28 protein-coding genes are annotated in these 26,362 nt (G+C 71.2%); 10 read left to right on the top strand and 18 right to left on the bottom strand.

From position 1 onward, the window contains the following. Nucleotides 1–70 precede the first annotated feature (70 nt). Complete coding sequence (gene dapA, locus ACIO92_RS08805) at nt 71–1,021, top strand: 4-hydroxy-tetrahydrodipicolinate synthase (protein WP_402279234.1); 951 nt, start codon at nt 71–73, stop codon at nt 1,019–1,021. On the opposite strand, the gene ACIO92_RS08800 is transcribed toward dapA, so the two are convergent. The 4 genes from ACIO92_RS08800 to ACIO92_RS08785 form a co-directional block, all read right to left on the bottom strand. After that, nucleotides 943–1,152, bottom strand: a complete 210-nt coding sequence (locus ACIO92_RS08800; RefSeq protein WP_366443036.1) for a hypothetical protein — start codon at nt 1,150–1,152, stop codon at nt 943–945. The two genes, dapA and ACIO92_RS08800, sit on opposite strands and share 79 nt — an antisense overlap. 182 nt (nt 1,153–1,334) lie before the next feature. Continuing rightward, nucleotides 1,335–2,318, bottom strand: coding sequence for a 2,3,4,5-tetrahydropyridine-2,6-dicarboxylate N-succinyltransferase (dapD, locus tag ACIO92_RS08795; protein ID WP_401235624.1), 984 nt, complete (start codon nt 2,316–2,318; stop codon nt 1,335–1,337). A gap of 136 nt (nt 2,319–2,454) precedes the next feature. Beyond that, nucleotides 2,455–3,009 carry a TetR/AcrR family transcriptional regulator gene (locus tag ACIO92_RS08790; protein ID WP_402279238.1) on the bottom strand — a complete coding sequence of 185 codons (555 nt, stop codon included), beginning with the start codon at nt 3,007–3,009 and terminating at the stop codon, nt 2,455–2,457. Next, nucleotides 3,009–3,329: a multidrug efflux SMR transporter gene (locus ACIO92_RS08785; RefSeq protein WP_366443033.1), complete on the bottom strand. Its 321-nt coding sequence runs from the start codon at nt 3,327–3,329 to the stop codon at nt 3,009–3,011. Before ACIO92_RS08785 ends, ACIO92_RS08790 begins: the two co-directional genes overlap by 1 nt. A gap of 32 nt (nt 3,330–3,361) precedes the next feature. Between ACIO92_RS08785 and ACIO92_RS08780 the strand changes: the two genes are divergently transcribed. Continuing rightward, complete coding sequence (locus tag ACIO92_RS08780) at nt 3,362–3,517, top strand: hypothetical protein (RefSeq protein ID WP_366443032.1); 156 nt, start codon at nt 3,362–3,364, stop codon at nt 3,515–3,517. Nucleotides 3,518–3,669: 152 nt separating this feature from the next. On the opposite strand, the gene ACIO92_RS08775 is transcribed toward ACIO92_RS08780, so the two are convergent. From ACIO92_RS08775 to ACIO92_RS08735, 9 genes are all read right to left on the bottom strand, one after another. Then, nucleotides 3,670–4,008, bottom strand: a complete 339-nt coding sequence (locus ACIO92_RS08775) for a metal-sulfur cluster assembly factor (RefSeq protein WP_366443031.1) — start codon at nt 4,006–4,008, stop codon at nt 3,670–3,672. Beyond that, nucleotides 4,005–4,475: a Fe-S cluster assembly sulfur transfer protein SufU gene (gene sufU, locus ACIO92_RS08770; RefSeq protein WP_366443030.1), complete on the bottom strand. Its 471-nt coding sequence runs from the start codon at nt 4,473–4,475 to the stop codon at nt 4,005–4,007. The genes ACIO92_RS08775 and sufU overlap by 4 nt, the downstream gene beginning before the upstream one ends. An 11-nt stretch (nt 4,476–4,486) precedes the next feature. After that, nucleotides 4,487–5,755, bottom strand: a complete 1,269-nt coding sequence (locus ACIO92_RS08765) for a cysteine desulfurase (protein WP_366443029.1) — start codon at nt 5,753–5,755, stop codon at nt 4,487–4,489. Next, the gene (gene sufC / locus ACIO92_RS08760; protein WP_351794759.1) at nt 5,752–6,516 is read right to left on the bottom strand and encodes a Fe-S cluster assembly ATPase SufC; all 765 of its coding nucleotides are present in this window, start codon (nt 6,514–6,516) and stop codon (nt 5,752–5,754) included. Before sufC ends, ACIO92_RS08765 begins: the two co-directional genes overlap by 4 nt. Before the next feature lie 7 nt (nt 6,517–6,523). Next, a complete protein-coding gene (locus ACIO92_RS08755) occupies nt 6,524–6,841 on the bottom strand; it encodes a bifunctional 3-phenylpropionate/cinnamic acid dioxygenase ferredoxin subunit (RefSeq protein WP_366443028.1) in 318 nt (105 codons plus the stop codon). Further along, a complete protein-coding gene (sufD, locus tag ACIO92_RS08750; RefSeq protein WP_366443027.1) occupies nt 6,841–8,028 on the bottom strand; it encodes a Fe-S cluster assembly protein SufD in 1,188 nt (395 codons plus the stop codon). Before sufD ends, ACIO92_RS08755 begins: the two co-directional genes overlap by 1 nt. A 62-nt stretch (nt 8,029–8,090) precedes the next feature. Next, a complete protein-coding gene (gene sufB / locus ACIO92_RS08745) occupies nt 8,091–9,506 on the bottom strand; it encodes a Fe-S cluster assembly protein SufB (RefSeq protein WP_351794767.1) in 1,416 nt (471 codons plus the stop codon). Next, complete coding sequence (locus tag ACIO92_RS08740) at nt 9,503–10,228, bottom strand: metalloregulator ArsR/SmtB family transcription factor (protein WP_351794770.1); 726 nt, start codon at nt 10,226–10,228, stop codon at nt 9,503–9,505. Before ACIO92_RS08740 ends, sufB begins: the two co-directional genes overlap by 4 nt. Before the next feature lie 119 nt (nt 10,229–10,347). Continuing rightward, nucleotides 10,348–11,139, bottom strand: a complete 792-nt coding sequence (locus ACIO92_RS08735) for a formate/nitrite transporter family protein (protein WP_402279247.1) — start codon at nt 11,137–11,139, stop codon at nt 10,348–10,350. Nucleotides 11,140–11,248: 109 nt separating this feature from the next. On the opposite strand from ACIO92_RS08735, the gene ACIO92_RS08730 reads away from it, so the two are divergent. The 3 genes from ACIO92_RS08730 (at nt 11,249) to ACIO92_RS08720 (ending at nt 14,011) form a co-directional block, all read left to right on the top strand. Then, nucleotides 11,249–12,205: an ABC transporter ATP-binding protein gene (locus tag ACIO92_RS08730; protein ID WP_366443025.1), complete on the top strand. Its 957-nt coding sequence runs from the start codon at nt 11,249–11,251 to the stop codon at nt 12,203–12,205. Then, complete coding sequence (locus ACIO92_RS08725) at nt 12,202–12,969, top strand: ABC transporter permease (RefSeq protein WP_401235634.1); 768 nt, start codon at nt 12,202–12,204, stop codon at nt 12,967–12,969. The genes ACIO92_RS08730 and ACIO92_RS08725 overlap by 4 nt, the downstream gene beginning before the upstream one ends. 73 nt (nt 12,970–13,042) lie before the next feature. Further along, a complete protein-coding gene (locus ACIO92_RS08720) occupies nt 13,043–14,011 on the top strand; it encodes a heme A synthase (RefSeq protein ID WP_401235936.1) in 969 nt (322 codons plus the stop codon). A gap of 112 nt (nt 14,012–14,123) precedes the next feature. Here the strand turns inward: ACIO92_RS08720 and ACIO92_RS08715 are convergent, their stop codons facing one another. Together ACIO92_RS08715 and ACIO92_RS08710 are read right to left on the bottom strand one after the other, a co-directional pair. After that, nucleotides 14,124–14,444 (bottom strand): hypothetical protein, encoded by a 321-nt coding sequence (locus ACIO92_RS08715; RefSeq protein WP_351794780.1) that lies wholly within the window; start codon nt 14,442–14,444, stop codon nt 14,124–14,126. Nucleotides 14,445–14,591: 147 nt separating this feature from the next. Further along, on the bottom strand, nt 14,592–15,545 hold the full coding sequence (locus ACIO92_RS08710; RefSeq protein WP_366443123.1) for a heme o synthase: 954 nt from the start codon (nt 15,543–15,545) through the stop codon (nt 14,592–14,594). Nucleotides 15,546–15,851: 306 nt separating this feature from the next. Here ACIO92_RS08710 and tkt point away from each other — a divergent pair, with 306 nt between their 5' ends. From tkt to pgl, 5 genes are read left to right on the top strand one after another with little or no spacing between them, the layout of a single operon-like run. Then, on the top strand, nt 15,852–17,939 hold the full coding sequence (gene tkt, locus ACIO92_RS08705; protein ID WP_401235636.1) for a transketolase: 2,088 nt from the start codon (nt 15,852–15,854) through the stop codon (nt 17,937–17,939). A 36-nt stretch (nt 17,940–17,975) separates the two neighbouring features. Further along, on the top strand, nt 17,976–19,094 hold the full coding sequence (gene tal, locus ACIO92_RS08700; protein ID WP_366443021.1) for a transaldolase: 1,119 nt from the start codon (nt 17,976–17,978) through the stop codon (nt 19,092–19,094). A gap of 5 nt (nt 19,095–19,099) precedes the next feature. Continuing rightward, complete coding sequence (gene zwf / locus ACIO92_RS08695; protein WP_366443020.1) at nt 19,100–20,632, top strand: glucose-6-phosphate dehydrogenase; 1,533 nt, start codon at nt 19,100–19,102, stop codon at nt 20,630–20,632. Continuing rightward, nucleotides 20,629–21,675: a glucose-6-phosphate dehydrogenase assembly protein OpcA gene (gene opcA / locus ACIO92_RS08690; RefSeq protein WP_366443019.1), complete on the top strand. Its 1,047-nt coding sequence runs from the start codon at nt 20,629–20,631 to the stop codon at nt 21,673–21,675. The genes zwf and opcA overlap by 4 nt, the downstream gene beginning before the upstream one ends. After that, nucleotides 21,672–22,454 (top strand): 6-phosphogluconolactonase, encoded by a 783-nt coding sequence (gene pgl / locus ACIO92_RS08685; protein ID WP_366443018.1) that lies wholly within the window; start codon nt 21,672–21,674, stop codon nt 22,452–22,454. The genes opcA and pgl overlap by 4 nt, the downstream gene beginning before the upstream one ends. Nucleotides 22,455–22,476: 22 nt before the next feature. On the opposite strand, the gene ACIO92_RS08680 is transcribed toward pgl, so the two are convergent. From ACIO92_RS08680 to pgi, 3 genes are read right to left on the bottom strand one after another with little or no spacing between them, the layout of a single operon-like run. Further along, the gene (locus ACIO92_RS08680; protein ID WP_402279255.1) at nt 22,477–24,024 is read right to left on the bottom strand and encodes a PH domain-containing protein; all 1,548 of its coding nucleotides are present in this window, start codon (nt 24,022–24,024) and stop codon (nt 22,477–22,479) included. Next, nucleotides 24,021–24,521, bottom strand: coding sequence for a PH domain-containing protein (locus ACIO92_RS08675; protein ID WP_366443016.1), 501 nt, complete (start codon nt 24,519–24,521; stop codon nt 24,021–24,023). The genes ACIO92_RS08680 and ACIO92_RS08675 overlap by 4 nt, the downstream gene beginning before the upstream one ends. 4 nt (nt 24,522–24,525) lie before the next feature. Further along, complete coding sequence (pgi, locus tag ACIO92_RS08670) at nt 24,526–26,178, bottom strand: glucose-6-phosphate isomerase (protein ID WP_366443122.1); 1,653 nt, start codon at nt 26,176–26,178, stop codon at nt 24,526–24,528. Between the last annotated feature and the right edge of the window lie 184 nt (nt 26,179–26,362).

The raw sequence follows: 26,362 nt of genomic DNA, 5'->3' as shown, positions 1-26,362 counted from the left end.
GCGGTGCTTACGCCCCGGACCAAGAAGATCTAAGTGGACCTTCAGGGTCCGGGGCGCCCAGACTTTCCGGATGGACACCGCACGCCCCTTCGGCCGCGCCCTGTGCGCGATGATCACCCCGTTCACGCCCACCGGCGGGCTCGACCTCGACCGGGCGGGTGAGCTGGCCGTCCGGCTCGTCGCCGAGGGCTGCGACGGCCTGGTCCTCAACGGCACCACCGGCGAGTCCCCCACCACCACCGACGCCGAGAAGACCGCCCTGGTCCGCGCCGTCAGGGCGGCCGTCGGCCCCGGACCGCACCTCGTCGCGGGCGTCGGCAGCGCCGACACCCGGCACACCGTCGCGCTCGCCCGCGCGGCGGAGGAGGCGGGCGCCGACGGACTCCTCGTCGTCACCCCGTACTACAGCCGCCCGCCCCAGCAGGCCGTCGAGGCGCACTTCCTGAAGGTCGCCGACGCCACCGGACTGCCGGTGATGGTCTACGACATCCCGGGCCGCACCGGCACCCGGATCGCGCCGGAGAGCCTGCGGCGGCTCGCCGCCCACCCCCGGATCGTGGCGGTCAAGGACTGCGCCTACGACCTGCTCGGCTCGGCGCGGCTGATCGCGGAGACCCCGCTCGCCTACTACTCGGGCTGCGAGGAGCTGAACCTGCCCCTGTACGCGGTCGGCGGCGCCGGATACGTCAGTACGGTGGCCAATGTGGCGCCCCGGCGGCTGCGGGCGGTCCTGGACGCCTTCGACGCGGGCGACACCGCGACGGCCGCCCGGCTCCACGCCCGGCTCCTGCCGCTGGCCGAGGCGATGATGGCCGCCGGGCTGCCCGGCACGGTGACGGTGAAGGCGCTGCTCGGCGGGGTGCCCCGGGAACCGCTGCTGCCCGCCGACCGGGAGACGGCCGACGGGCTGCGCGCCGCGCTCGAAGCGCTGCTCCGCGAGGATCAGGCGGAGTCGGTGGTGTCGGTCCGGCCGAAGATCGCGGCGTGTTCGAGGACGTCCTCCATCGGGTCGTCGATCTGACCGGTGGAGATCAGGGCGATGTTCGGCCCGTTGTGCGAGTCGTGGTGCGTCTCGTCCGCCGCGGCGGTCCCGGCGGGCCAGAGCACCGCCGCCATCGTGAGCACTCCGGCGACCGTGGTCTTCCTCGTCATGTCGACTCCTCGCTCGTCCACTTGCTGGGAACACTGTGCTCCGCCCTGTTAACGCCGGGTCCTCCCTTCGGTACCGTGCGCCACAGGAGTTTCACGACGCCCCCTCCGTTACTCCAAACGGATGACCGCCCCGCCGGGCCTCCGGGAGGAGTCCGACGGGGCGGTCAGGGTTTCGCCGTACGTCAGTTGTGGCTGTGCAGGACCTCGTTGAGACCGCCCCAGACCGCGTTGTTCGGGCGGGCCTCGACGGCGCCGCTCACCGAGTTGCGGCGGAAGAGGATGTTCGAGGCGCCGGAGAGCTCGCGCGCCTTCACGATCTGACCGTCCGGCAGGGTCACCCGGGTGCCCGCGGTGACGTACAGACCGGCCTCGACGACGCACTCGTCACCGAGGGCGATGCCGACGCCCGCCTCGGCGCCGACCAGGCAGCGCTCGCCGATCGAGATGACGACGTTGCCGCCGCCCGAGAGGGTGCCCATGGTGGAGGCGCCGCCACCGATGTCGGAGCCGTCGCCGACGACGACCCCGGCGGAGATCCGGCCCTCGACCATGGAGGTGCCGAGGGTGCCCGCGTTGAAGTTGACGAAGCCCTCGTGCATGACGGTGGTGCCTGCGGCCAGGTGGGCGCCGAGGCGGACCCGGTCGGCGTCGGCGACGCGGACCCCGGCGGGCACCACGTAGTCGGTCATGCGGGGGAACTTGTCGATCGAGGTCACCTGGAGGTGCAGGCCCTCGGCGCGCGCGTTGAGCCGGACCTTCTCGATGTCGTCGACGGCGACCGGGCCGAGCGAGGTCCAGGCGACGTTGGCGAGCAGCCCGAAGACGCCGTCGAGGCTCTGGCCGTGCGGCTTGACCAGCCGGTGGCTGAGCAGGTGCAGGCGCAGATAGGCGTCGTGGGCGTCGAGCGGCTTCTCGTCGAGCGAGGCGATGACGGTACGGACGGCGACCACCTCGACGCCCCGGCGGGCGTCCACGCCGAGGGCCTTGACGGCGCCTTCGCCGAGGGCGTTGAGCGCCTCGTCGGGCGAGAGCGGTCCGGTACCGGCCGGGCCGGGCGCGTCGGTCAGCTCGGGGGCGGGGAACCAGGTGTCGAGAACGGTGCCGTCTCCGGCGATGGTGGCGAGGCCTGCGGCGACGGCGCCGGTGGGGCGAGGAGCAGTGGTCATGACGGAAAACCTAACCGGCGGAGCCCCGCGCGGGCCAACCGGTCTCAGGCACCGGTCGGGCCGGGCGGCCCGGTGCCGGGCGGGCTCAGGTGCCGGTCGGGCCGAGCCGACCCGGCGGGCCCGGTGCCGGACGGGCTCAGGCGCCGGTCGGGCGCAGCACCCGTGCGAGCATCTCGCGCGCGTACTCCTCGTCGTACGCGCCGCCGGTCAGCAGGACCTGGAGACAGATCCCGTCCATGAGCGCGACGAGGGCGCGGGCGGTGACGGGGTCGGTACGGGGGGCCAGGACGGCCACGACGGTCTCGGCCCATTCGGCGGCGACGGGCCGGAGCGCGGGACGGCGCAGGGCGGCGAGGTACAGCTCGTACTCCAGCTCCACGCGCGCGCGTGGGCCGTCCAGCCACTCCCCCATGAGGCGGGCGAGGGCCCCGGCGAGGTCGGTGCCGGGCGCGGTGAGGGCGGGGCTGTCGCGGAGCAGCCGCCCGAAGCTCTCGTCGGCCTTGCGCAGGGCGGCGACGAGGAGTTCGTCGAGGGAGGCGAAGTGGTAGGTGGTGGAGCCGAGCGGCACGTCCGCCTCGGCGGCCACGGTGCGGTGGCTGAGGCCCGCGATGCCGGAGCGCCCGGCGACCCGGAGGGCCGCGTCGACGATCCGTTCGCGGCGCTCGGGGTCGTGGCGGCGGGCACGGGCCATCAGTGCGCGCCGCCCAGATTGAGGACGACGACCCCGGCGACGATGAGGACGATCCCGGCGACCTTGGCGAGGCTGAGGGTCTCGCCGAGGAAGAGGACGCCGATGGTGGCGACGGCGGCGGTGCCGATGCCGGACCAGATGGCGTAGGCGGTGCCGATCTGGAGGGTCTTGAGCGCCTGGGCGAGCAGCGCGAAGGCGATGACGTATCCCGCGCCGGTGACGAGGGAGGGCCAGAGCTTGGTGAAGCCCTCGCTGTACTTCATGGAGACGGTCGCGAAGATCTCCGCGACGATGGCGCCCGCGAGCAGTCCGTAACCCATGCGTACGATCGTACACAACGCCGCCGGACACCGTGTCCGCACGGCCTTTCCCCGGGCCCCCGTACGGCTACGGCCACCCGCCGCCCAAGCCCGGCGTGATGCCTCTGGCGCCGCTCGGTTTCAGCATCGAGAACCAGGGCGCCCTCGCCTCGATGCGCCGCTCCCCGCACCTGGTCAGGGCTCTGTGACCACCCTCCTCCTCGTGGACCAGCGCATCCGCGAGGAGAACCTGGCCGCGGACCTGGCCCGCGCGGCGGGACCTTCCTGGCGATCCGGTCCGGCCCGGAACACGAGAACGGCCGCGCCCGGTGGGGCGCGGCCGTTCTCGTGTGATCGCGGCTCAGACGTTGAAGCCGAGCGCGCGCAGCTGCTCGCGCCCGTCGTCCGTGATCTTGTCCGGACCCCACGGCGGCATCCAGACCCAGTTGATCTTCAGCTCACTGACGATGCCGTCCGTCGCGGAACGGGCCTGGTCCTCGATCACGTCGGTCAGCGGGCAGGCCGCCGACGTCAGCGTCATGTCCAGCGTCGCGACGTTCGAGTCGTCGATGTGGATGCCGTAGATCAGGCCCAGGTTGACGACGTCGATGCCCAGCTCGGGGTCGACGACGTCGTACAGCGCCTCACGGACTTCTTCCTCGGAGGCCGGCTTCATGGTGGCCTCGGCGTTCTCGGTCATGCCGACTTCCTCACAGACTTCTGATCGTCCCCCAGTGCCTGGGCGGTCGCGTCCTTCCACGCCATCCAGCTGAGCAGCGCGCACTTCACCCGGGCCGGGTACTTGGACACCCCGGCGAACGCGACCGCGTCCTCCAGGATCTCCTCCATGGCCTCGTCCGGCTCGATCTGGCCCTTGGACTGCATCAGCTCCAGGAAGGCCTCCTGGATCTTCCGCGCCTCGGCCAGCTCCTTGCCGACGAGCAGCTCGTTGAGGACGGAGGCCGAGGCCTGGCTGATGGAGCAGCCCTGTCCCTCGTACGAGACGTCCTCGACGCGCGAGCCGTCGTACTTCACCCGGAGCGTGATCTCGTCACCGCACGTCGGGTTGACGTGGTGCACCTCGGCGTCGCCGTCCCGCAGACCGCGCCCGTGGGGGTGCTTGTAGTGGTCCAGGATGACGTCCTGGTACATCGAATCCAGCTTCACGAACCCGTCCCTCAGCCGAAGAAGTTCCGGACGTGCTCCAGACCCTCGACCAGGGCGTCGACCTCGGCCGGAGTGGAGTACAGATAGAACGACGCCCGCGTGGTCGCGGGAATTCCGTACCGCAGGCAGACCGGCCGCGCGCAGTGGTGGCCGACCCGGACCGCGATGCCCTGCTCGTCGAGGACCTGGCCCACGTCGTGCGGGTGGATGTCACCGAGCGTGAAGGAGATCGCCGCGCCCCGGTCCTCGGCCGTGGTGGGGCCGATGATCCGCAGGTCGGGGACCTCCTGGAGACGCCGGACGGCGTACTCGGTGATCGCGTGCTCATGGCGCGCGATGTTCTCCATGCCGATCGCCGAGAGGTAGTCCACGGCCGCGCCGAGGCCGACGGCCTGGGCGATCGGGGGCGTACCCGCCTCGAACTTGTGCGGGGCCGGGGCGTACGTCGAGGAGTGCATCGAGACGGTCTCGATCATCTCGCCGCCGCCGAGGAACGGCGGCAGGTCCTCAAGGAGCTCCTGCCGTCCCCACAGCACGCCGATGCCGGTCGGGCCGCACATCTTGTGACCGGTGAAGGCCACGAAGTCGGCCTGGAGCGCCTGGACGTCCAGCACCATGTGCGGGGCCGCCTGGGAGGCGTCGATGCAGACCAGCGCACCGACCTCCTGGGCGCGGCGGATGATCGCCTCCACCGGGTTGACCGTGCCGAGCAGGTTGGAGACCAGCGTGAACGAGACGATCTTGGTCTTCTCGGTGATGACCTCCTCGATGTTCGAGAGGTCGAGACGTCCGTCGTCGGTGAGGCCGAACCACTTCAGCTTCGCGCCCGTGCGCTGCGAGAGCAGCTGCCACGGCACGATGTTGGAGTGGTGCTCCATCTCCGTGATGGCGATCTCGGTCTCGTGGTCCACGCGGTAGGGCTCGTCGGCCCAGCCCAGCATGTTGGCCACGAGGTTGAGCGACTCGGAGGCGTTCTTGGTGAAGATCACCTCGTTGCGGCTCGGCGCGTTGATGAAGGCCGCGACCTTGTCACGGGCGCCCTCGTAGAGCGCCGTCGCCTCCTCGGCCACCGTGTACACACCGCGGTGGACGTTGGCGTTGTGACGCTCGTAGTACGTGGTGAGCGCGTCGAGGACCTGGCGCGGCTTCTGCGAGGTCGCCGCCGAGTCGAGGTACACGATCTTCTTGTCGCCGTGGACCACGCGGTCCAGGAGCGGGAAGTCCTTGCGGATCGCCTCGGTGTCGAGGAGGCCGGAGAGCCCCTGATGGGCAGAAGTCACGCGGACGCGCCACCCTTCACGTACTTGTCGTAGCCCTCGTTCTCCAGCACGTCGGCGAGCTCGGCGCCGCCGGACTCGGCGATGCGGCCGTTCGCGAAGACGTGCACGAAGTCGGGCTTGATGTAGCGCAGGATCCGCGTGTAGTGCGTGATCAGCAGGGTGCCGACCTCACCGGTCTCGCGGACGCGGTTGACGCCCTCGGAGACGACCCGCAGGGCGTCGACGTCGAGGCCGGAGTCGGTCTCGTCGAGGATCGCGATCTTCGGCTTGAGCAGTTCGAGCTGGAGGATCTCGTGGCGCTTCTTCTCGCCGCCGGAGAAGCCCTCGTTGACGTTGCGCTCGGCGAAGGCCGGGTCCATCTGGAGCTGCTCCATCGCGGACCTGACCTCCTTCACCCAGGTGCGCAGCTTGGGCGCCTCGCCGCGGACGGCGGTGGCGGAGGTGCGCAGGAAGTTGGAGACGGAGACGCCGGGGACCTCGACCGGGTACTGCATGGCGAGGAAGACACCGGCGCGGGCGCGCTCGTCGACCGACATCTCCAGGACGTCCTCACCGTCGAGGGTGACGGTGCCGCCGGTGATCGTGTACTTCGGGTGCCCGGCGAGGGAGTAGGCCAGGGTCGACTTGCCGGAGCCGTTGGGGCCCATGACGGCGTGCGTCTCGCCCTGCTTGATGGTCAGGTCGACGCCCTTGAGGATCTCGCGGGGGCCGTTCTCCGCGTCGACGGAGACGTGCAGGTCGTGGATTTCGAGCGTTGCCATGGGTGACTCAGGACTCCTGGGTGACGGAGACGAGCACATCGTCCCCTTCGATCTTTACGGGGTATACGGGGACGGGGCGCGTCGCGGGAAGGCCGGAGGGCTTGCCGGTGCGCAGGTCGAAGCTGGAGCCGTGCAGCCAGCACTCGATCGCGCAGTCCTCGACCTCGCCCTCCGAGAGGGAGACGTTCGCGTGCGAGCAGATGTCGTTGATCGCGAACACCTCGCCCTCGGTGTGCACGACCGACACCGGCGTGCCGTCGACCTCGACCCGCTTGGGGGTGTCGGCCTCCAGCTCGCTCAGCGCGCAGACTCGTACGAAGGGCATCAGACGGAGGCCTCCAGCTCGGCCTCGATCTTGGCGAGGAGGCGCTCCTGGACGTCCGGCAGACCGATCTGCTGGACCAGTTCCGCGAAGAAGCCGCGGACGACGAGGCGGCGGGCCTCGGTCTCCGGGATGCCCCGGGACATCAGGTAGAAGAGCTGCTCGTCGTCGAAGCGGCCGGTGGCGGAGGCGTGACCCGCACCGGCGATCTCGCCGGTCTCGATCTCCAGGTTCGGCACGGAGTCGACCCGGGCGCCGTCCGTGAGGACCAGGTTCCGGTTGAGCTCGTAGCTGTCGGTTCCCTCGGCGGCGGCCTGGATGAGCACGTCACCGATCCAGACGGCGTGCGCGCCCTGGCCCTGCAGCGCGCCCTTGTAGGCCACGTTGGACTTGCAGTGCGGGGTGTTGTGGTCGACCAGGAGGCGGTGCTCCTGGTGCTGTCCGGCGTCGGTGAAGTACAGGCCGAACAGCTCGGCCTCGCCGCCGGTGGCCGCGTACGCCACCCGGGGGTGGATGCGGACGACGTCGCCGCCGAAGGTGACGACGACGGACTTGAAGGAGGCGTCGCGGCCGACCAGCGCGTTGTGCTGGGCGACGTGGACGGCCTTCTCGTCCCAGTCCTGGACGGAGACGACGGTGAGCCTGGCGCCGTCGCCGAGGAGGTAGTCGACGTTGGAGGCGAGCACCGCGTCACCGGTGTGGTCGATGACCACGACGGCTTCGGCGAAGGCGCCGAGCTCGATGACCTGGTGGCCGAAGGCGACGCCGCCCTGGCCGTGCACGGCGATGCGGATCGGCTCGCCGAGGACGGTGTCCTTGGCGACGGTGACGACCGAGGCCTTCTCGAAGGAGGAGTAGGCCTGGGCGGCGACGCGGTCGACGGGCACTCCGGCCTTGCGCAGGCGCTCGTCCTCGCGGCCGACGGTCTCCACGGTGACGCCCTCGGGGGCCTCGATCTCGACCTTGACGCCCTCGCCGGAGGCGACGGCGGTGCCGTCGTGGAGTCCGCGCAGCCGGGCGAGCGGGGTGAAGCGCCATTCCTCCTCGCGGCCGTGCGGGACGGGGAAGTCCGCGACGTCGAAGGACGGGGGGGCGCTCATGCGCGTGGCGACGGTGGACTCGGCGGCCACCGCGATCGAGCCGGCGGTGGTGGAGCCCGCCGCCGGGATGTTCTGCTGAGCCTCAGCCATGGCTGTCGTGTTGCTCTCTTCCTGCGTACGTGTGAGTCGGTCGCTGCGGGGGTGGGCGGCGGTCAGCCGACCGACCCTTCCATCTGCAGCTCGATCAGCCGGTTGAGCTCCAGGGCGTACTCCATCGGGAGTTCCTTGGCGATGGGCTCGACGAAGCCGCGGACGATCATCGCCATGGCCTCGAACTCGGTGAGGCCGCGGCTCATCAGGTAGAAGAGCTGGTCCTCGGAGACCTTGGAGACGGTGGCCTCGTGGCCCATGGAGACGTCGTCCTCGCGCACGTCCACGTAGGGGTACGTGTCCGAGCGGGAGATGGTGTCGACGAGCAGCGCGTCGCAGAGCACGTTGGACTTGGAGCCCGGGGCGCCCTCGCCGATCTCGATGAGACCGCGGTAGGAGGTGCGGCCGCCGCCTCGCGCCACCGACTTGGAGACGATGTTGGAGGAGGTGTTCGGGGCCATGTGGACCATCTTGGCCCCGGCGTCCTGGTGCTGGCCCTCGCCCGCGAAGGCGATGGAGAGGGTCTCGCCCTTGGCGTGCTCGCCCATCAGGTAGACGGCCGGGTACTTCATGGTGACCTTGGAGCCGATGTTGCCGTCGACCCACTCCATGGTGGCGCCCTCGTAGGCGACGGCGCGCTTGGTCACCAGGTTGTAGACGTTGTTCGACCAGTTCTGGATGGTCGTGTAGCGGCAGCGGCCGCCCTTCTTGACGATGATCTCGACGACGGCGCTGTGCAGCGAGTCGGAGGAGTAGATCGGGGCGGTGCAGCCCTCGACGTAGTGGACGTAGGCGTCCTCGTCGACGATGATCAGCGTCCGCTCGAACTGGCCCATGTTCTCCGTGTTGATGCGGAAGTAGGCCTGGAGCGGGATCTCGACGTGCACGCCCTTCGGCACGTAGATGAACGATCCGCCGGACCAGACGGCGGTGTTCAGGGAGGCGAACTTGTTGTCGCCGACGGGGATGACGGTGCCGAAGTACTCGCGGAAGAGCTCCTCGTGCTCCTTCAGCGCGGTGTCGGTGTCGACGAAGATGACGCCCTGCTCCTCCAGGTCCTCGCGGATCTGGTGGTAGACGACCTCGGACTCGTACTGGGCGGCGACACCGGCGACGAGGCGCTGCTTCTCGGCCTCGGGGATGCCGAGCCGGTCGTAGGTGTTCTTGATGTCCTCCGGCAGGTCCTCCCAGGACTCGGCCTGCTTCTCGGTGGACCGCACGAAGTACTTGATGTTGTCGAAGTCGATGCCGGAGAGGTCGGAGCCCCAGGTCGGCATGGGCTTCTTGCCGAAGAGGCGCAGACCCTTGAGCCGCAGCTTCAGCATCCACTCGGGCTCGTTCTTCTTCGAGGAGATGTCGCGGACGACGTCCTCGTTGAGACCGCGCTTGGCGGTGGCACCGGCGGTGTCGGAGTCGGCCCAGCCGTACTCGTACCGACCCAGGCCCTCGAGCTCGGGGTGGCTGATCTCGGTGGTCATGCGGGGTTCCTCCCGGCCGTGCTTACGGATGCTGATTCGGTGGTCTGCGGGGTGCCGTGCGGGATGAACGTGGTGCAGACGCCGTCACCATGCGCGATGGTGGCCAGGCGCTGGACGTGCGTTCCCAGGAGGCGGGAGAAGAATTCCGTCTCCGCCTCGCACAGCTGTGGGTACTGCTCGGCGACGTGGGCGACCGGGCAGTGGTGCTGGCAGAGCTGCTCGCCGACCGGCGCGTTCCGCGCAGTGGCAGCGTACCCGTCCGCGGTCAGGGCCTTGGCGAGGGCCTCGGCCCGCCGTTCGGGCTCGACCGCCTCGACGGCCTCGCGGTAGGCGCCCGCCTGGGACTCGATCCGGTCCCGGGCGAAGGCGGCCACGGCCGCCTCCCCGCCCGCGTTCCGCTCGATCCAGCGGAGCGCCTCGACGGCCAGGGAGTCGTACGACTGGTCCAGGGCGTCCCGGCCGCAGTCGGTGAGCGCGAAGACCTTCGCGGGGCGTCCCCGGGTGCGGGTCCCGTAGACGCGCTTCTCCCGGGCCTCCACCACGTTCTCCCCGACCAGTGAGTCGAGGTGGCGGCGGACGGCCGCCTGGGTGAGGCCGAGCCGCCCGGCGAGATCGGCGACGGTCGAGGGACCGTGATCCAGGATCGACCGCACGACCCGGTTGCGCGTCGAACGCTCCCGGGTCGCGAGTTCCTCCACCGGAGCCGCGCCAACGTTTTTCACAACGCCATTGTTGCGTAATTAATCTCGGCCTGACAACCCGTGCCGGACACGGCCACGGTGCCGTGCATCACTCAGGTAAGCCTTACCTGACCTGCGGAAATGATCATTCGTAGGACGAATCAGGAGTCCTGGCCGTCCTCCCCCGGCACCTTTTCCGGCCGCCCCGTGAACCAGTACGCGCAGGCCACGAGGGCTCCGCCGACGATGTTGCCCGGCACGGTGAACAGCAGGTTGCCCCCCAGATCGGCGAAGCCGGCCGTCCCGTCGAGGATCGCGAGGGAGAAGAGCGCCATGTTCGCCACACAGTGCTCGAAGCCCACCGCCACGAACACCAGCACCGGCAGCCACAGCACGAAGATCTTCGCCGCGTCACCCCTCGCCCGGGAGAACATCCACACCCCGAGACACACCAGCAGGTTGCAGAGCACCGCACGCCAGAACAGCTGCTCGCCCGCGAGCGCCTCCTTGCCCGCCACCAGCTCCGCGAGCAGCGCCTTGGCCGACGGCCCCGACAGCACCCCCGAGGCGTGCGCCATCGCCCCGAAGGCGAAGGCCCCCGCCAGGTTCCCGGCCAGCGACAGCGTCCAGCTCGCCACCAGGTCCCGCACCCCCGTGCGCCCCGCCAGGGCACCGATCAGCATCACCATCACATTGCTGGTGAACAGCTGCGCCCCGGCGAACATCACGACCGTCAGCGCGATCGGGAAGACCGCCCCCTCCAGGAGCCGCGTCACCGCCGCGTGCTCGACCGCGAACGGCGACACCGCGACCAGCAGCAGCACCTCGCCGATCCCTATGTACGCCCCCGCCAGCATCGCCGACACCGCGTAGCGGCCGGGACGCCGCAGGTCCCGCGCCTTGTGCGCCGCCTGGCCGGCCGTCTCCCGCAAGTTCTCCGCCACACTGTTCACACGACGACGCTAGGCCCGCCGGCCGCGGCGAAGCGCAGGGAAAAGTCCCGATTCCAGTGACCCGGGCCCCCCGCCGGGAGGACCTTCGGCCCCTCTCTAGACTTCCCCCATGCGCGGGACCCAGACCCAGACCCAGACCCAGAACAACGAGTCCGTCGTCCAGGTACGCGGCCTGGTCAAGCGGTACGGAAGCAAGACCGCGGTCGACGGCCTCGACCTGGACGTGCGGGCGGCCACCGTCACCGCCGTCCTCGGCCCCAACGGAGCGGGCAAGACCACCACCGTCGAGACCTGCGAGGGCTACCGCAGGCCCGACGGCGGCACCGTCCGCGTCCTCGGCCTCGACCCGGTCGCCGACGCGGCGGCCCTGCGCCCCCGGATCGGTGTGATGCTCCAGTCCGGCGGCGTCTACTCCGGCGCCCGCGCCGACGAGATGCTCCGCCACACCGCGAAGCTCCACGCACATCCGCTGGACGTCGACGCCCTCGTCGAACGCCTCGGCCTCGGCTCCTGCGGCCGCACCACCTACCGGCGCCTCTCCGGCGGCCAGCAGCAGCGCCTCGCGCTCGCCATGGCGATCGTCGGCCGCCCCGAACTGGTCTTCCTCGACGAACCGACCGCCGGACTCGACCCGCAGGCCCGCCGCGCCACCTGGGACCTCGTCCGCGAGCTGCGCGCCGACGGCGTCACCGTGGTCCTCACCACCCACCTCATGCAGGAGGCCGAGGAACTCGCCGACGACGTCGCCATCGTCGACGCGGGCCGGGTCGTCGCCCAGGGCAGCCCCGAGGTCCTGTGCCGGGGCGGCGCCGAGAACACCCTGCGCTTCACCGGACGCCCCGCGCTCGACCTGGGCTCCCTGCTCAAGGCGCTCCCCGACGGCTCGGCCGCCGCCGAGCCGCTGCCGGGCACGTACCGGATCACCGGCGCCATCGACCCGCAGCTGCTCGCCACGGTCACCAGCTGGTGCGCCCAGCACGGCGTCATGCCCGACGGCATCGCCGTCGAACGCCACACCCTCGAAGACGTCTTTCTGGAACTGACGGGCAAGGAACTGCGGTCGTGAGCACTGGTACGTACGCGCCGAAGCCCGGCGCCGCCCCCCTCGGCCGGATGATCGCGGCGCAGACGGCGCTGGAGACCCGGATGCTGCTGCGCAACGGCGAGCAGCTGCTGCTGACCGTGATCATCCCCTCGCTGCTCCTGGTGCTCTTCTCGACGGTCGACATCGTCGACACCGGCACCGGCGAGGCGGTCGACTTCCTCGCGCCGGGCGTCCTCGCGCTCGCCGTCCTGTCGACCGCGTTCACCGGCCAGGCCATCGCCACCGGCTTCGAGCGGCGGTACGGGGTGCTCAAGCTCCTCGGCGCCTCGCCGCTCCCCCGCTGGGCGCTGATGACCGCCAAGACGCTCTCCGTCCTGGTCACCGAGATCCTCCAGATCGTCCTCCTGACGGCGATCGCGCTGGGCCTCGGCTGGTCCCCGCGGGGCAACCCCCTCGCCGTCCTGCTGCTCCTGGTCCTCGGCACCGCCGCCTTCTCCGGCCTCGGGCTGCTGATGGCGGGCACCCTCAGGGCGGAGGCCACCCTGGCCGCCGCCAACCTGGTCTTCCTGCTGCTCCTGGTGGGCGGCGGGGTGATCGTCCCGCTGGAGAAGTTCCCGGACGCGGCCCGCCCGGTCCTGGAGCTGCTGCCGATCTCCGCCCTCTCCGACGGGCTGCGGGCCGTCCTCCAGGACGGTGCCCCGCTGCCCTGGGGCGAGGCGGGGATCCTCGCGGTGTGGGCCGTCCTCGGGCTCGGCGCGGCGGCGAAGTTCTTCCGCTGGGAGTAGCGGGGACGCCCCAGAGGGTGACGTTTCCCGACAAGGCACCCCTCGTGAAAGCGTGCACAAGCACCGGCCTACGATAGGGCCCGTGCTGACCCCCCTCGCCTCCCTCGCCAGGCGCTGGACCCCGTCCCCCAGGACGCTCCGGCGCGCCGCGCTCTCCGCCGTCGTGATGAGCGTGGCCATCATCGTCACGGGCGGCGCGGTCCGGCTGACCGGTTCCGGCCTCGGCTGCGACACCTGGCCCAAGTGCACCGACGACAGCCTCTTCGTGACGCCCGAGCAGGGCTACCGGGGCGCGATCGAGTTCGGCAACCGGATGCTGACGTACGTCCTGTCGGCCGCGGTCGGCTGGGCGATCGTCGCGGCCCGGTGCACCAAGCCGTGGCGGCGCGGACTGACCCGTATCGCCTGGGCCCAGTTCTGGATCGTGATGAGCAACGCCGTCCTCGGCGGCATCACGGTGTGGATGGGCCTGAACCCGTGGACGGTCGCGGGCCACTTCCTCGCCGCCAACGCCCTGCTCACGGTCGCCGTCATCACCTGGCACCGGACCGGCGAGGGCGACGCTCCGCCGCGTCCGCGCGCACCGCGCCCGGTGCGCAGGCTTTCCTGGGCGATCACGCTGGTCTCCGCGCTGCTGATCGTGCTGGGCACGACGGTCACCGGCTCGGGCAAGCACGCCGGTGACAGCAGCGACGTACCGCGGATGCCCTGGGACTGGACGAACGCCGCGCACGTCCACGCCGTCGCCGCCTGGGTCGTCTGCGCCCTCGCGGTCGCGATGTGGCTGGTGCTCCGGGTGGTCGACGCGCCGCCGGACACCCGGGCCCGCGCCCGCGACCTGCTGATCGTGCTGCTCCTCCAGGGCGGGGTGGGCTACGTCCAGTACTTCATGGGCGTCCCCGAGATCCTGGTCGGCCTCCACATGCTCGGCTCGTCCCTGATGTGGATCGCGGTGCTGCGGCTCGCCCTGAGCCTGCGCGAGCGCACGGCGGCCACCGCCGGCATCCCGGCCCAGACGGACGCGGAGCTGACGCGGGCCTGACCTTCCCGCCCTCGGGCGCGCCGGAACGCGGAACGCGCGACGGGGTCCAGCGGCTCTTCCCGAGCCGGTGGACCCCGTCGCGCGTTCCGGCGTCGTGGGGGGCTCCGCCGCCTCAGCGGTCGGAGGGGCCGCCGATCTGGATCCCGGCCATCCGGGTCCACTCGTACGGACCGGTGACGACCTTGGCGGCGAACTCTCCGTCGAACTCCTCGTGGAGGGTCAGTCCGGCCTTCTCGGCGGCCTGCCGGGCGATCTCGTACGTCGGGGCGACCAGGTCGCCCCAGCCGCCGTCGGTGCCGACGAGCACGATCCGGGTGCCCGCCTGCCCGATGTGCGCGAGGTGCCCCTCGGAGCCGCCGTGCTGCGCGGAGAAGGCCCGGATCTCCTTGGCGAGCCGGGTCGCCCGGCGCTCTGCCTGCTTCGTTTCTGCCATGACAGCGATGCTACCGACGCGTAGATCGACTGACGACGGCCGGGCCACGTGGTGTGTCCCACGTGGCCCGGCCGTCGGCCGGACCGCTCGTACGAGCGTGTGTCCCTCTGTGCGCCGGGACACCGGAGTGTCCCGGCGGGTGTCGGGCTAGCGGAGGAAGGGGTCCACCGCGACCGCCACGAAGAGCAGCGAGACATAGGTGATGGACCAGTGGAAGAGGCGCATCTCCTTGAGCTTGGCGCCGCTCACCTCGGCCTTGGCCCGGTTCAGCAGCCCGTGCGCCTCCCAGAGCCACCAGCCGCCGGTGACCAGGGCGACGGTCGTGTAGAACCAGCCCGTGTAGCCCAGCGGGGTGAGCAGCAGCGAGACGGCGACCATCACCCAGCTGTAGACGACGATCTGCTTGGCGACGACCTTGTTGGAGGCGAGGACCGGCAGCATGGGCACGCCCGCGCGGGCGTAGTCGTCCTTCACCTTCATCGACAGCGGCCAGTAGTGCGGCGGCGTCCAGAAGAAGATGACGAGGAAGAGGATGACGGCGGCCCAGGACATCGAGTCGGTCACGGCGGACCAGCCGATGAGGACCGGGAGGCAGCCGGCGATGCCGCCCCAGACGATGTTCTGCGCGGTGCGCCGCTTCAGGATCATCGTGTAGACCACGACGTAGAAGAGGAGCGCGCCCAGCGACAGCGCGGCGGACAGCCAGTTGACGAGCAGGCCGAACCAGAGCGTGGAGACCACGGCGAGGGTGAGGCCGAAGACGAGTGCCGCGCGCGGCGTGAGGACGCCGGTGACCAGCGGGCGCTGCGAGGTGCGGTCCATCAGCGCGTCGATGTCGCGGTCGATGTACATGTTGAGCGCGTTCGCTCCGCCCGCCGACAGATAGCCGCCGAAGCAGGTGGCGAGCACCAGCCACAGGTCCGGCACGCCCTGTTCGGCGAGGAACATCACCGGGACGGTGGTGATGAGCAGCAGCTCGATGATCCGCGGCTTGGTCAGCGCCACGAACGCCTTGACGCGGACCCCGAACGGCCGATGGGCCCCCGGGCTGGGAGTCAAGACGACCCCTGCGGGTCGGGACTCGACGGCCGTCACGCACACCCCTGACAGAGAAATTCCCAGCAAGCCGCCCTGATGGGAAAAGGGCGAGGCTTGCGCGTACCACGCCACTGTAGACGTTGCCCAGACACCGATCTTCGCGGGGGTGGGGTCGTGTTGAGGGGGTGTGTCCCAGGGCGTGGACACGGTTCGGGAGGCGAACTCACACGGTCGGCGGCAGTCTTGTCGTATCCGCTCATTTGAGGAGCATGAACACGGAAAGAGGGGCGCCCGGCGGGGGTAGGCTCGACAACGCCGGTACACCCTCAGTCACCGGCTTCCGACATGTGGAGAGGAGCCCTGACCAGGGTGAGCATCAAGCCGACCACCACAGACCTCGAGTGGACCGAGTTGGACCAGCGTGCCGTCGACACGGCCCGTGTCCTGGCCGCGGACGCCGTACAGAAGGTCGGCAACGGCCATCCCGGTACGGCCATGAGCCTCGCGCCCGCCGCGTACACCCTCTTCCAGAAGGTGATGCGGCACGACCCGGCCGACCCCGAGTGGGTCGGACGGGACCGGTTCGTCCTCTCCGCCGGCCACTCGTCCCTGACCCTCTACACCCAGCTGTACCTGGGTGGTTTCGGTCTCGAACTGGACGATCTGAAGGCCTTCCGCACCTGGGGCTCGAAGACTCCGGGCCACCCGGAGTACGGGCACACCGCCGGTGTCGAGACCACCACGGGCCCGCTGGGCCAGGGTGTGGCCAACGCCGTGGGCATGGCCATGGCCGCCCGTTACGAGCGCGGTCTGTTCGACCCCGAGGCCGCCGTCGGCGCCTCCCCGTTCGACCACCGGATCTACGCGATCGCGGGTGACGGCTGTCTCCAGGAGGGCATCTCCGCGGAGGCGTCCTCGCTCGCCGGTCACCAGAAGCTCGGCAACCTGATCCTGCTGTGGGACGACAACCACATCTCGATCGAGGGCGACACCGAGACCGCCGTGTCCGAGGACACGATGAAGCGGTACGAGGCGTACGGCTGGCACGTGCAGCGGGTCGAGCCGCAGGCCAACGGCGACCTGGACCCGGCCGCGCTCTACGCGGCGGTCAGGGCGGCGGAGGCGGAGACGGAGCGCCCGTCGTTCATCGCGATGCGCTCGATCATCGCCTGGCCCGCGCCGAACGCGCAGAACACCGAGGCCTCGCACGGCTCGGCCCTCGGCGACGAGGAGATCGCGGCGACCAAGCGCGTCCTGGGCTTCGACCCGGAGCAGACCTTCGAGGTCTCCGACGAGGTCATCGCGCACACCCGGACGCTCGGCGACCGCGGCCGTGAGGCCCGTGCCGCCTGGGAGAAGTCGCTCGCCGAGTGGCGTACGGCCAACCCGGAGCGGGCCGCCACCTTCGACCGGATCGAGGCGAACGAGCTGCCGGCCGGCTGGGCCGAGAAGCTCCCGGTCTTCGAGGCGGGCAAGAGCGTCGCGACCCGTGCCGCCTCCGGCAAGGTCCTCCAGGCGCTGGGCTCGGTCCTCCCGGAGCTGTGGGGCGGCTCGGCCGACCTCGCGGGCTCCAACAACACGACGATCGACAAGAACTCGTCGTTCCTGCCCGAGGGCAACCCGCTGCCGGAGGCCGACCCGTACGGCCGCACGATCCACTTCGGCATCCGCGAGCACTCGATGGCCGCCGAGATGAACGGCATCGCCCTGCACGGCAACACGCGCGTCTACGGCGGCACCTTCCTGGTGTTCTCCGACTACATGCGCAACGCGGTGCGGCTCTCCGCGCTGATGCACCTGCCGGTGACGTACGTGTGGACCCACGACTCGATCGGTCTGGGCGAGGACGGTCCGACCCACCAGCCGGTGGAGCACCTGGCCGCGCTGCGCGCGATCCCCGGTCTGAACGTGGTCCGCCCGGCCGACGCCAACGAGACGTCGATCGCCTGGCGCGAGATCACCCGACGGCACACCAAGGTCTTCGGCGAGGGCGCCCCGCACGGTCTGGCGCTGACCCGCCAGGGCGTGCCGACGTACGCGCCGAACGAGGACACCGTCAAGGGCGGCTACGTGCTGTTCGACGCCGAGGGCGGCGCCCCCGAGGTCGTGCTGATCGGCACGGGCTCCGAGGTGCACCTGGCCGTCGAGGCCCGCGAGCGGCTCCAGGCGGAGGGCGTCCCGACCCGGGTCGTCTCGATGCCGTCCGTGGAGTGGTTCGAGGAGCAGGACCAGGAGTACAAGGACGCGGTCCTGCCGCCTTCGGTCACGGCGCGCGTGGCGGTCGAGGCGGGTATCGGTCTGACCTGGCACCGGTACGTCGGTGACGCGGGCCGGATCGTGTCGCTGGAGCACTTCGGCGCCTCCGCCGACGCCAAGGTCCTCTTCCGCGAGTTCGGTTTCACCCCGGAGGCGGTCGTCGCCGCCGCCCGGGAATCGATCGCCGCCGCCACGCGCTGACGCGCATACGTACGACTCATTGGAGATGCAATTCCCATGACAGACGCTCTCAAGCGCCTCTCCGACGAAGGCGTCGCGATCTGGCTGGACGACCTGTCGCGCAAGCGGATCACGTCCGGCAACCTGGCCGAGCTCATCGACCAGAGCCATGTGGTCGGTGTGACGACGAACCCGTCGATCTTCCAGAAGGCGATCTCCTCGGGCGACGGCTACGGGCAGCAGCTCGCCGAGCTGGCGGCCCGCAAGGTCACCGTCGACGAGGCCATTCGGATGATCACGACGGCGGACGTCCGTGACGCCGCCGACATCCTGCGGCCGGTCTTCGACGCGACGGACGGCCAGGACGGCCGGGTGTCCATCGAGGTCGACCCGCGGCTGGCCCACGAGACGGTCGCCACCGTCGCCGAGGCCAAGCAGCTGGCCTGGCTGGTGGACCGCCCCAACACCCTCATCAAGATCCCGGCCACCCGGGCGGGGCTGCCGGCGATCACCGAGGTCATCGGCCTCGGGATCAGCGTCAACGTGACGCTGATCTTCTCGCTGGAGCGCTACCGCGAGGTCATGGACGCCTACCTGGCGGGCCTGGAGAAGGCCCGCGAGCGCGGCCTGGACCTGTCGAAGATCCACTCGGTGGCGTCCTTCTTCGTGTCCCGGGTGGACACCGAGATCGACAAGCGCCTGGACGGCATCGGCACCGACGAGGCCAAGGCCCTCAAGGGCAAGGCGGCGCTGGCCAACGCGCGGCTGGCCTACGAGGCGTACGAGGAGGTCTTCTCCTCCGAGCGCTGGGCCGCCCTCGACTCGGCGCAGGCCAACAAGCAGCGTCCGCTGTGGGCCTCGACCGGCGTCAAGGACCCCGCGTACAAGGACACCCTGTACGTGGTGGACCTGGTCGCCCCCGGCACGGTCAACACCATGCCGGAGTCCACCCTGGAGGCCACCGCCGACCACGGCGTCGTCTCCGGCGACACCGTGCGCGGCACCTACGAGCAGTCGCGCGCCGAGCTGGCGGCCGTCGAGAAGCTGGGCATCGGCTACGACGAGGTCGTGCAGCTCCTGGAGGACGAGGGCGTCGAGAAGTTCGAGGCGTCCTGGAACGATCTGCTCAAGTCGACCGAGGCGGAGCTCCGGCGCCTCGCACCCCCGGAGGCGTAAGCACAGTGAGCGCAGTCCACGGAGCCAACCCGCTCCGTGACGCCGCAGACCGACGGCTCCCGCGCATCGCGGGGCCGTCGGGCCTGGTGATCTTCGGCGTCACGGGCGATTTGTCCCGTAAGAAGCTGATGCCTGCCGTCTACGACCTGGCCAACCGCGGCCTGCTGCCGCCGGGCTTCTCGCTCATCGGCTTCGCACGCCGCGAGTGGCAGGACGAGGACTTCGCGCAGGAGGTCCACGACGCCGTCGAGCAGCACGCGCGCACCCCGTTCCGCGAGGAGGTGTGGCAGCAGCTGATCCAGGGGATGCGGTTCGTCCAGGGCGACTTCGACGACGACGACGCCTTCGAGCAGCTCAAGTCCACCATCGAGGAGCTGGACAAGGCGCAGGGCACCGGAGGCAACTTCGCCTTCTACCTGTCGGTCCCGCCGAAGTTCTTCCCCAAGGTCGTCCAGCAGCTCAAGAAGCACGGGCTCGCCGACCAGAAGGACGGGTCCTGGCGCCGCGCGGTCATCGAGAAGCCCTTCGGCCACGACCTGGTCTCCGCCAAGGAGCTCAACGAGGTCGTCCACGAGGTCTTCCCGCCGCACGAGGTCTTCCGGATCGACCACTACCTCGGCAAGGAGACCGTCCAGAACATCCTGGCGCTCCGCTTCGCCAACACCCTCTTCGAGCCGATCTGGAACCGGTCGTACGTCGACCACGTGCAGATCACCATGGCCGAGGACATCGGCATCGGCGGCCGGGCCGGATACTACGACGGCATCGGCGCCGCCCGTGACGTCATCCAGAACCACCTGCTCCAGCTGCTGGCGCTGACCGCGATGGAGGAGCCCGGCTCCTTCGACGCCGACGCGCTGGCCGCCGAGAAGACCAAGGTCCTCGGCGCGGTGAAGCTGCCCAAGGACCTGGGCGAGTCCACGGTCCGCGCCCAGTACGCGGCCGGGTGGCAGGGCGGCGAGAAGGCCGTCGGCTACCTCCAGGAAGAGGGCATCGACCCCAGGTCGAAGACCGACACCTACGCCGCCGTGAAGCTGGAGATCGACAACCGCCGCTGGGCGGGCGTGCCGTTCTACCTGCGGACCGGCAAGCGGCTCGGCCGTCGCGTCACCGAGATCGCGGTCGTCTTCCAGCGGGCCCCGCACTCCCCCTTCGACCACACCGCGACCGAGGAGCTCGGCCGCAACGCCATCGTCATCCGGGTCCAGCCGGACGAGGGCGTCACGGTGCGGTTCGGCTCCAAGGTGCCCGGCACCCAGATGGAGATCCGGGACGTGTCGATGGACTTCGCGTACGGCGAGTCCTTCACGGAGTCCAGCCCGGAGGCGTACGAGCGGCTCCTCCTCGACGTCCTGCTCGGCGACTCGAACCTCTTCCCGCGCGTGGAGGAGGTCGAGCTGTCCTGGAAGATCCTCGACCCGATCGAGCAGTTCTGGGACAAGCACGGCAAGCCCGCGCAGTACCCGTCCGGCACCTGGGGTCCGGTCGAGGCGGACGAGATGCTCGCACGAGACGGACGGAGCTGGCGCAGGCCATGAAGACCGACCTGACGGACACCACGTCCTCCAAGATCAACAAGGCGCTGGTGCTCGGGCGGCGGGCGATCGGCACGCCGGCCGTCGGCATGGTGCTCACCCTCGTCATCGTCACCGACGAGGAGAACGCCTACGACGCGCTGAAGGCCGCGAACGAGGCGTCCCGCGAGCACCCCTCGCGGACCCTCGTCGTCATCAAGAGGGTCTCGCGCTCCCCGCGCGACCGGTCCCAGGCACGACTCGACGCCGAGGTCCGCCTCGGCGCCGACGCCAGCACCGGCGAGACGGTCGTCCTCCGGCTCTACGGCGAGGTCGTCGACCACGCCCAGTCGGTCGTCCTGCCGCTGCTGCTCCCGGACGCCCCCGTCGTCGTCTGGTGGCCGGTGAACGCGCCGACCGACCCGGCGAACGACCCGCTGGGCGCCCTCGCCCAGCGGCGGGTGACCGACACGTACTCCGCCGAGGAGCCCATCCGGGAACTGACCGCGCGCGCGGACGCCTACACCCCGGGCGACACGGACCTCTCGTGGACCCGGATCACCCCGTGGCGCTCGATGCTGGCCGCCGCGCTCGACCAGGTCGTGTGCGAGGTCACCGCCGCGGAGGTGGAGGGCGAGGACTTCAACCCCAGTGTCGAACTGCTCGCCATGTGGCTGGCCGACCGGCTGAAGGTGCCGGTGCGGCGCTCGAAGTCGGCCGGTCCCGGCCTCACCTCCGTACGCCTGGAGACCAACTCCGGGCCGATCGTCCTCGACCGGCCGGACGGCTCGCTCGCGACGCTCTCCATCCAGGGCCAGCCCGACCGTGCCGTGGCGCTCAAGCGCCGCGAGACGGCCGAGCTGATCGCGGAGGAGCTGCGCCGCCTCGACCCGGACGACACCTACGCGACGGCGCTCAGGTTCGGGCTCGAACGGCTCGACGAGGAAGCGGCCGCCGTGCCCGTCGCCGAGCCGGAGCGGGCCCCGGAGTCCGCGCCGGAGCCGGAGGCCGTCCCGGCGGCGAAGCCCGCCGCGAAGAAGGCCGCCAGGAAGGCGGCGGCCGGGTGAGCACCCCCCAGCTGGTCGTCCACCGCGACAAGGAACTGATGGCCGAGGCCGCCGCCGCCCGGCTGATCACGAAGATCGTCGACGCCCAGGCCTCCCGGGGCTCCGCCTCGGTGGTGCTCACCGGCGGACGCAACGGCAACGGTCTGCTCGCGGCGCTCGGCACCGCCCCCGCCCGGGACGCCGTCGACTGGGCGCGGCTCGACCTGTGGTGGGGCGACGAGCGTTTCCTGCCCGAGGGGGACCCCGAGCGGAACGTCACCCAGGCCCGTGCGGCACTGCTCGACCGGGTGCCGCTCGACCCCGCGCGGGTGCACGCCATGCCCGCGTCGGACGGCCCCTACGGCGGCGACGTCGAGGCCGCCGCGGCCGGGTACGCGGCGGAGCTGGCGGCGGCCGCGGCGCCCGGCGACCACGGCGGGGTCCCGTCCTTCGACGTGCTGATGCTGGGCGTCGGACCGGACACCCATGTGGCCTCGCTCTTCCCCGAGCTGCCCGCGGTCCGGGAGACCGAGCGGACCGTGGTCGGCGTGCGCGGCGCGCCCAAGCCGCCGCCGCTGCGGGTCTCGATGACCCTTCCGGCGATCCGGGCGGCCAAGGAGGTCTGGCTGCTCGCGGCCGGTGCCGACAAGGCGAAGGCGGCGGCGATCGCGCTGTCGGGCGCGGGCGAGGTGCAGGCCCCGGCGGCGGGCGCCCGTGGCCGCTCGCGCACGCTGTGGCTGCTGGACGCGGCGGCGGCCTCGGAGCTGCCGAGGGACCTCTACCCGCCCGCTTCGGCCTGATCCCACCCCCCGGAGGCCCGGTTCACCGCTCGGTGGACCGGGCCTCCGGCATGGGTACGGCCTCCAGGAAGGGCGCCAGCAGTTCCGGTACGGCCTCGGCGGCGAAGGTCAGGCCCTGGTTCTGGCCCGCGTCGAGGACGGCGTACGCCCCCGCCCCGGCGGCCGTCGTGGCGGTGAGCGTCAGGAGCCCGGCGCGCCGCTGGAAGTACGACTGCTTGACCGTCCAGCCGATGACCCCGGAGCGCTGGAGCACGACGGTGGCCCGCCGGACCGTACCCGAACGGGTCACCAGCCAGGGGCCGCTGACGGTGTGTCCGAGGCCCCGGTAGGCGTCGAGGGCCAGCAGCACGGCGGCCGGGACACCGACGAGCGCGCAGCCCGCCGCCACGTACAGCAGGGCCGGGGTGAGGAACGCTCCGAGCAGGGCCAGCAGCGCGACCGGGCCGAGGACGCTCCACAGCGCCCAGCGGACCCTGCGGGCGCGGGCCGCCCTCGGGTGGGCCGCGAGGCGCGCGCCGGTGGGCGGCACCGGCTCGCGCAGCACCTCGGCGGCGACCCGGTCGGCGACGGAGCGCTCCACCGGGGGCAGCAGGTTCTTCAGGTCGGCGTGCTTGTCGCCGTCGTTCTGGGCGAGGCCGGTGGCGACCGCGTCGACCCGGGCGGCGCCGAAGAGCCGGACGCCGAGCGGCTGGACCAGCTCGATGCCCCGCAGCCGCCGCTCCTCCAGGGAGACCGAGCGGGCGGTGAACAGGCCCCGGGAGACCCGGAGGGTGCCGCCGGGTTCGCGCTCCAGGCGGTAGTTCCACCACATCTCGACCCAGAGCCCGAGGGCGCCGACCGCTCCGGCGACGGTGGCGAGGAGGGCCAGGTCGACGATCATCCAGACGACGGAGACGTCCTGGAACCGGTCCCCTATCCAGGAGATGACCCGCTGCTGGGCGCCGAACCAGTCGCTGGCCTGCATGACCGCCCCGGCGGCGGCGAGACCGAGGGCGGGGGCGACGAAGGAGACCGGGGCGTAGCGGATCCAGCGGGGGTCGAGGGCGGCGAGGGTGCCGTCCGGGTCGGCGCTCCCGGCGGGCGCGGCGGCGCGGGCCAGGAGTTCGCGGCGGAGCCGTTCGCCCTCGGCCCGGGTGACCAGGTCGAGTTCGAGGGTGGAGTCACCGGCGGTGTGCTCGCCGGTGCCGACGCGGACCTTGACAAGGCCGAAGAGGCGCTGGAGCAGGTTGGCGCTCAGGTCGGCGCTGCGGACGCGCTCGCGGGCGAGCGAGCGGCGCTGGACGACGAGCAGTCCGGTGTGCAGCTCGACCCGGTCGGCGCCGACCCGGTAGCGGGTGCGGCGGACCCGTACCGTCTCGGCGACGAAGGTGGCGGCGAGGGCGAGCAGGAAGCCCGCGGCGACCCAGGCGACGGCCTGCCCCAGCGGGCGCGGGCCCGCCAGGGCGAGGGCGAGGGGCACGGCGGCGCCGAAGAGGACCCCGGAGAAGAGCGCGACCCGGACGAGGACGGTCCGCGGGTCGAGCCGCAGCCAGTCGGGGCCGTACGGGGCGGTGACGGGCTCCTCGCTCATGTGGCGTCCCCGGGGGTGGCCTGGGTGATGGCGGTCAGCCGCTCGGCGAGCCCGGCGGCCGCTTCGTGGTCGAGCCCCTCGATGCGGATCGCGCCGTGGGAGGAGGCGGTGGTCACGATGACGGTGGCGAGCCGGAAGCCCTGCTCCAGCGGGCCGCGCGAGGTGTCGACGGTCTGGATGCGGGACATCGGCGCGATCCGCCACTCCTGCCAGAGGGCGCCGGTGCGGACGTAGACGGCGTCGTCGGTGACCTCCCAGCGGTGGACGCGGTACCACCACGGAGGGAAGAACGCGGTGCAGGCGAGGCCCACGGCCGCCAGGACCCCGGCCGGCAGGAGCAGCCAGAGCCGGGCGGGTTCGATCAGCAGACCCAGGACGGCGAGGACCAGCACCGGTACGGCGGTGGTCGTCAGGAGTCTGGTCCGCCACCAGGTGACGGCCCGTCTCTCCACCGGGTTCCTGGGCGGCCTGAGCCGCACCGCGCTCTCCCCCCTCATGCCCCTACCGTCCGCGCAGCGAGCGGTAGGCGGCGACGAGTCCCGCGGTCGAGCTGTCGAGCTGCCCGGTGCCCTCGCCGTCGGTCAGTACGGGCTCGATCCGCTTGGCGAGGACCTTGCCGAGTTCGACGCCCCACTGGTCGAAGGAGTCGATGTCCCAGACGGCGCCCTGGACGAAGACCTTGTGCTCGTACAGCGCGATGAGCTGGCCGAGGACGGAGGGGGTGAGCGCGTCGGCGAGGATGGTGGTGGTGGGGTGGTCGCCCCGGAAGGTCTTGTGCGGGACCAGTTCCTCGGGGACGCCCTCGGCCCGTACCTCCTCGGGTGTCCTGCCGAAGGCCAGGGCCTGCGTCTGGGCGAAGAAGTTGGCCATGAGCAGGTCGTGCTGGGGGACCAGGCCGGGCGGGAGGTCGTCGACGGGCCGGGCGAAGCCGATGAAGTCGGCCGGGATCACCTTGGTGCCCTGGTGGATCAGCTGGTAGTAGGCGTGCTGGCCGTTGGTGCCGGGGGTGCCCCAGACGACGGGGCCGGTCTGCCAGTCGACCGGCCTGCCCTGGCGGTCCACCGATTTGCCGTTGGACTCCATGTCGAGCTGCTGGAGGTAGGCGGTGAACCTGGACAGGTAGTGCGAGTACGGCAGGACCGCGTGCGACTGGGCGTCGAAGAACGCGCCGTACCAGACGCCGAGGAGGCCGAGGAGCAGCGGCGCGTTCTCCTCGGGCGGGGCGGTGCGGAAGTGCTCGTCGACGAGGTGGAAGCCGTCGAGCATCTCGCGGAAGCGGTCCGGGCCGATGGCGGTCATCAGGGAGAGGCCGATGGCGGAGTCGTAGGAGTAGCGACCGCCGACCCAGTCCCAGAACTCGAACATGTTCGCGGTGTCGATGCCGAACTCCTCGACCTTCTCGGCGTTGGTCGAGAGGGCCACGAAGTGCCGGGCGACGGCCTCCGGTCCGGCGCGCAGGCCGGTGAGGAGCCAGTTCCGGGCGGAGGTGGCGTTGGTGAGGGTCTCGATGGTGGTGAAGGTCTTCGAGGCGACGACGAACAGCGTCTCCTCGGGGTCGAGGTCGCGGACGGCCTCGTGGAGGTCGGCGCCGTCCACGTTGGAGACGAAACGGAACGTCAGGTCCCGGTGGGTGAAGGAGCGCAGGACCTCGTAGGCCATGGCGGGGCCGAGGTCGGAGCCGCCGATGCCGATGTTGACGATGTTCTTGACGGGCTTGCCGGTGTGGCCGGTCCACTCGCCCGCGCGGACCTTGTCGGCGAAGGCGGCCATCCTGTCGAGGACGGCGTGGACCGCGGGGACGACGTTCTCCCCGTCGACCTCGATCACGGCGTCCCGGGGGGCCCGCAGGGCGGTGTGGAGGACCGCGCGGTCCTCGGTGGTGTTGATCTTCTCGCCGCGGAACATCGCGTCGCGCAGTCCGGCCACGTCGGTGGCGGCGGCGAGCTCGCGCAGCAGGGTCAGCGTCTCGTCGGTGACGAGGTGCTTGGAGTAGTCCAGATAGAGGTCGCCGACGCGCAGGGCGTAGCCGGTGCCGCGCTCCGGGTCGGCGTCGAACAGGTCGCGCAGATGGGGATCGCCCAGCTGCTCACGGTGCTTGCCGAGGGCCGCCCACTCGGGCAGCCGGTTGAGCCTGGTGCGGCCTTCGCTGTTCATCTCGGACATCGCCCACTTCTTCTCGTACCGTTTGTCTGCCCCGCTGCGTCTCCCAACCTAATTGATCAGGGGGCCGAGCGAGACGACGGCGAGCGCGAACGGCGCCGCCGCCGGGAGGGCCGTGGCGAGGGTCCCGGGGCCGCGGCGCCGCGCCGGGACGGGGGGGCGGTGGAAAGCCGAACGG

The sequence above is a fragment of the Streptomyces sp. NPDC087215 genome, assembly GCF_044744885.1.
In the GTDB taxonomy this organism is placed as follows: Bacteria; Actinomycetota; Actinomycetes; order Streptomycetales; family Streptomycetaceae; genus Streptomyces.
Note: the sequence above shows the minus strand (reverse complement) of the source record. Positions and strands in the feature narration are given on the sequence as shown.

What these genes read in the sequence shown, in the direction of transcription:
- dapA (WP_402279234.1), top strand. Translation starts at nt 71, where the DNA reads ATGGACACCGCACGCCCCTTCGGCCGCGCCCTGTGCGCGATGATCACC.
- ACIO92_RS08800 (WP_366443036.1), bottom strand. Translation starts at nt 1,152, where the DNA reads ATGACGAGGAAGACCACGGTCGCCGGAGTGCTCACGATGGCGGCGGTG.
- dapD (WP_401235624.1), bottom strand. Translation starts at nt 2,318, where the DNA reads ATGACCACTGCTCCTCGCCCCACCGGCGCCGTCGCCGCAGGCCTCGCC.
- ACIO92_RS08790 (WP_402279238.1), bottom strand. Translation starts at nt 3,009, where the DNA reads ATGGCCCGTGCCCGCCGCCACGACCCCGAGCGCCGCGAACGGATCGTC.
- ACIO92_RS08785 (WP_366443033.1), bottom strand. Translation starts at nt 3,329, where the DNA reads ATGGGTTACGGACTGCTCGCGGGCGCCATCGTCGCGGAGATCTTCGCG.
- ACIO92_RS08775 (WP_366443031.1), bottom strand. Translation starts at nt 4,008, where the DNA reads ATGACCGAGAACGCCGAGGCCACCATGAAGCCGGCCTCCGAGGAAGAA.
- sufC (WP_351794759.1), bottom strand. Translation starts at nt 6,516, where the DNA reads ATGGCAACGCTCGAAATCCACGACCTGCACGTCTCCGTCGACGCGGAG.
- ACIO92_RS08755 (WP_366443028.1), bottom strand. Translation starts at nt 6,841, where the DNA reads ATGCCCTTCGTACGAGTCTGCGCGCTGAGCGAGCTGGAGGCCGACACC.
- sufD (WP_366443027.1), bottom strand. Translation starts at nt 8,028, where the DNA reads ATGGCTGAGGCTCAGCAGAACATCCCGGCGGCGGGCTCCACCACCGCC.
- sufB (WP_351794767.1), bottom strand. Translation starts at nt 9,506, where the DNA reads ATGACCACCGAGATCAGCCACCCCGAGCTCGAGGGCCTGGGTCGGTAC.
- ACIO92_RS08730 (WP_366443025.1), top strand. Translation starts at nt 11,249, where the DNA reads ATGCGCGGGACCCAGACCCAGACCCAGACCCAGAACAACGAGTCCGTC.
- ACIO92_RS08715 (WP_351794780.1), bottom strand. Translation starts at nt 14,444, where the DNA reads ATGGCAGAAACGAAGCAGGCAGAGCGCCGGGCGACCCGGCTCGCCAAG.
- tal (WP_366443021.1), top strand. Translation starts at nt 17,976, where the DNA reads ATGACAGACGCTCTCAAGCGCCTCTCCGACGAAGGCGTCGCGATCTGG.
- opcA (WP_366443019.1), top strand. Translation starts at nt 20,629, where the DNA reads ATGAAGACCGACCTGACGGACACCACGTCCTCCAAGATCAACAAGGCG.
- ACIO92_RS08680 (WP_402279255.1), bottom strand. Translation starts at nt 24,024, where the DNA reads ATGAGCGAGGAGCCCGTCACCGCCCCGTACGGCCCCGACTGGCTGCGG.
- ACIO92_RS08675 (WP_366443016.1), bottom strand. Translation starts at nt 24,521, where the DNA reads ATGAGGGGGGAGAGCGCGGTGCGGCTCAGGCCGCCCAGGAACCCGGTG.
- pgi (WP_366443122.1), bottom strand. Translation starts at nt 26,178, where the DNA reads ATGAACAGCGAAGGCCGCACCAGGCTCAACCGGCTGCCCGAGTGGGCG.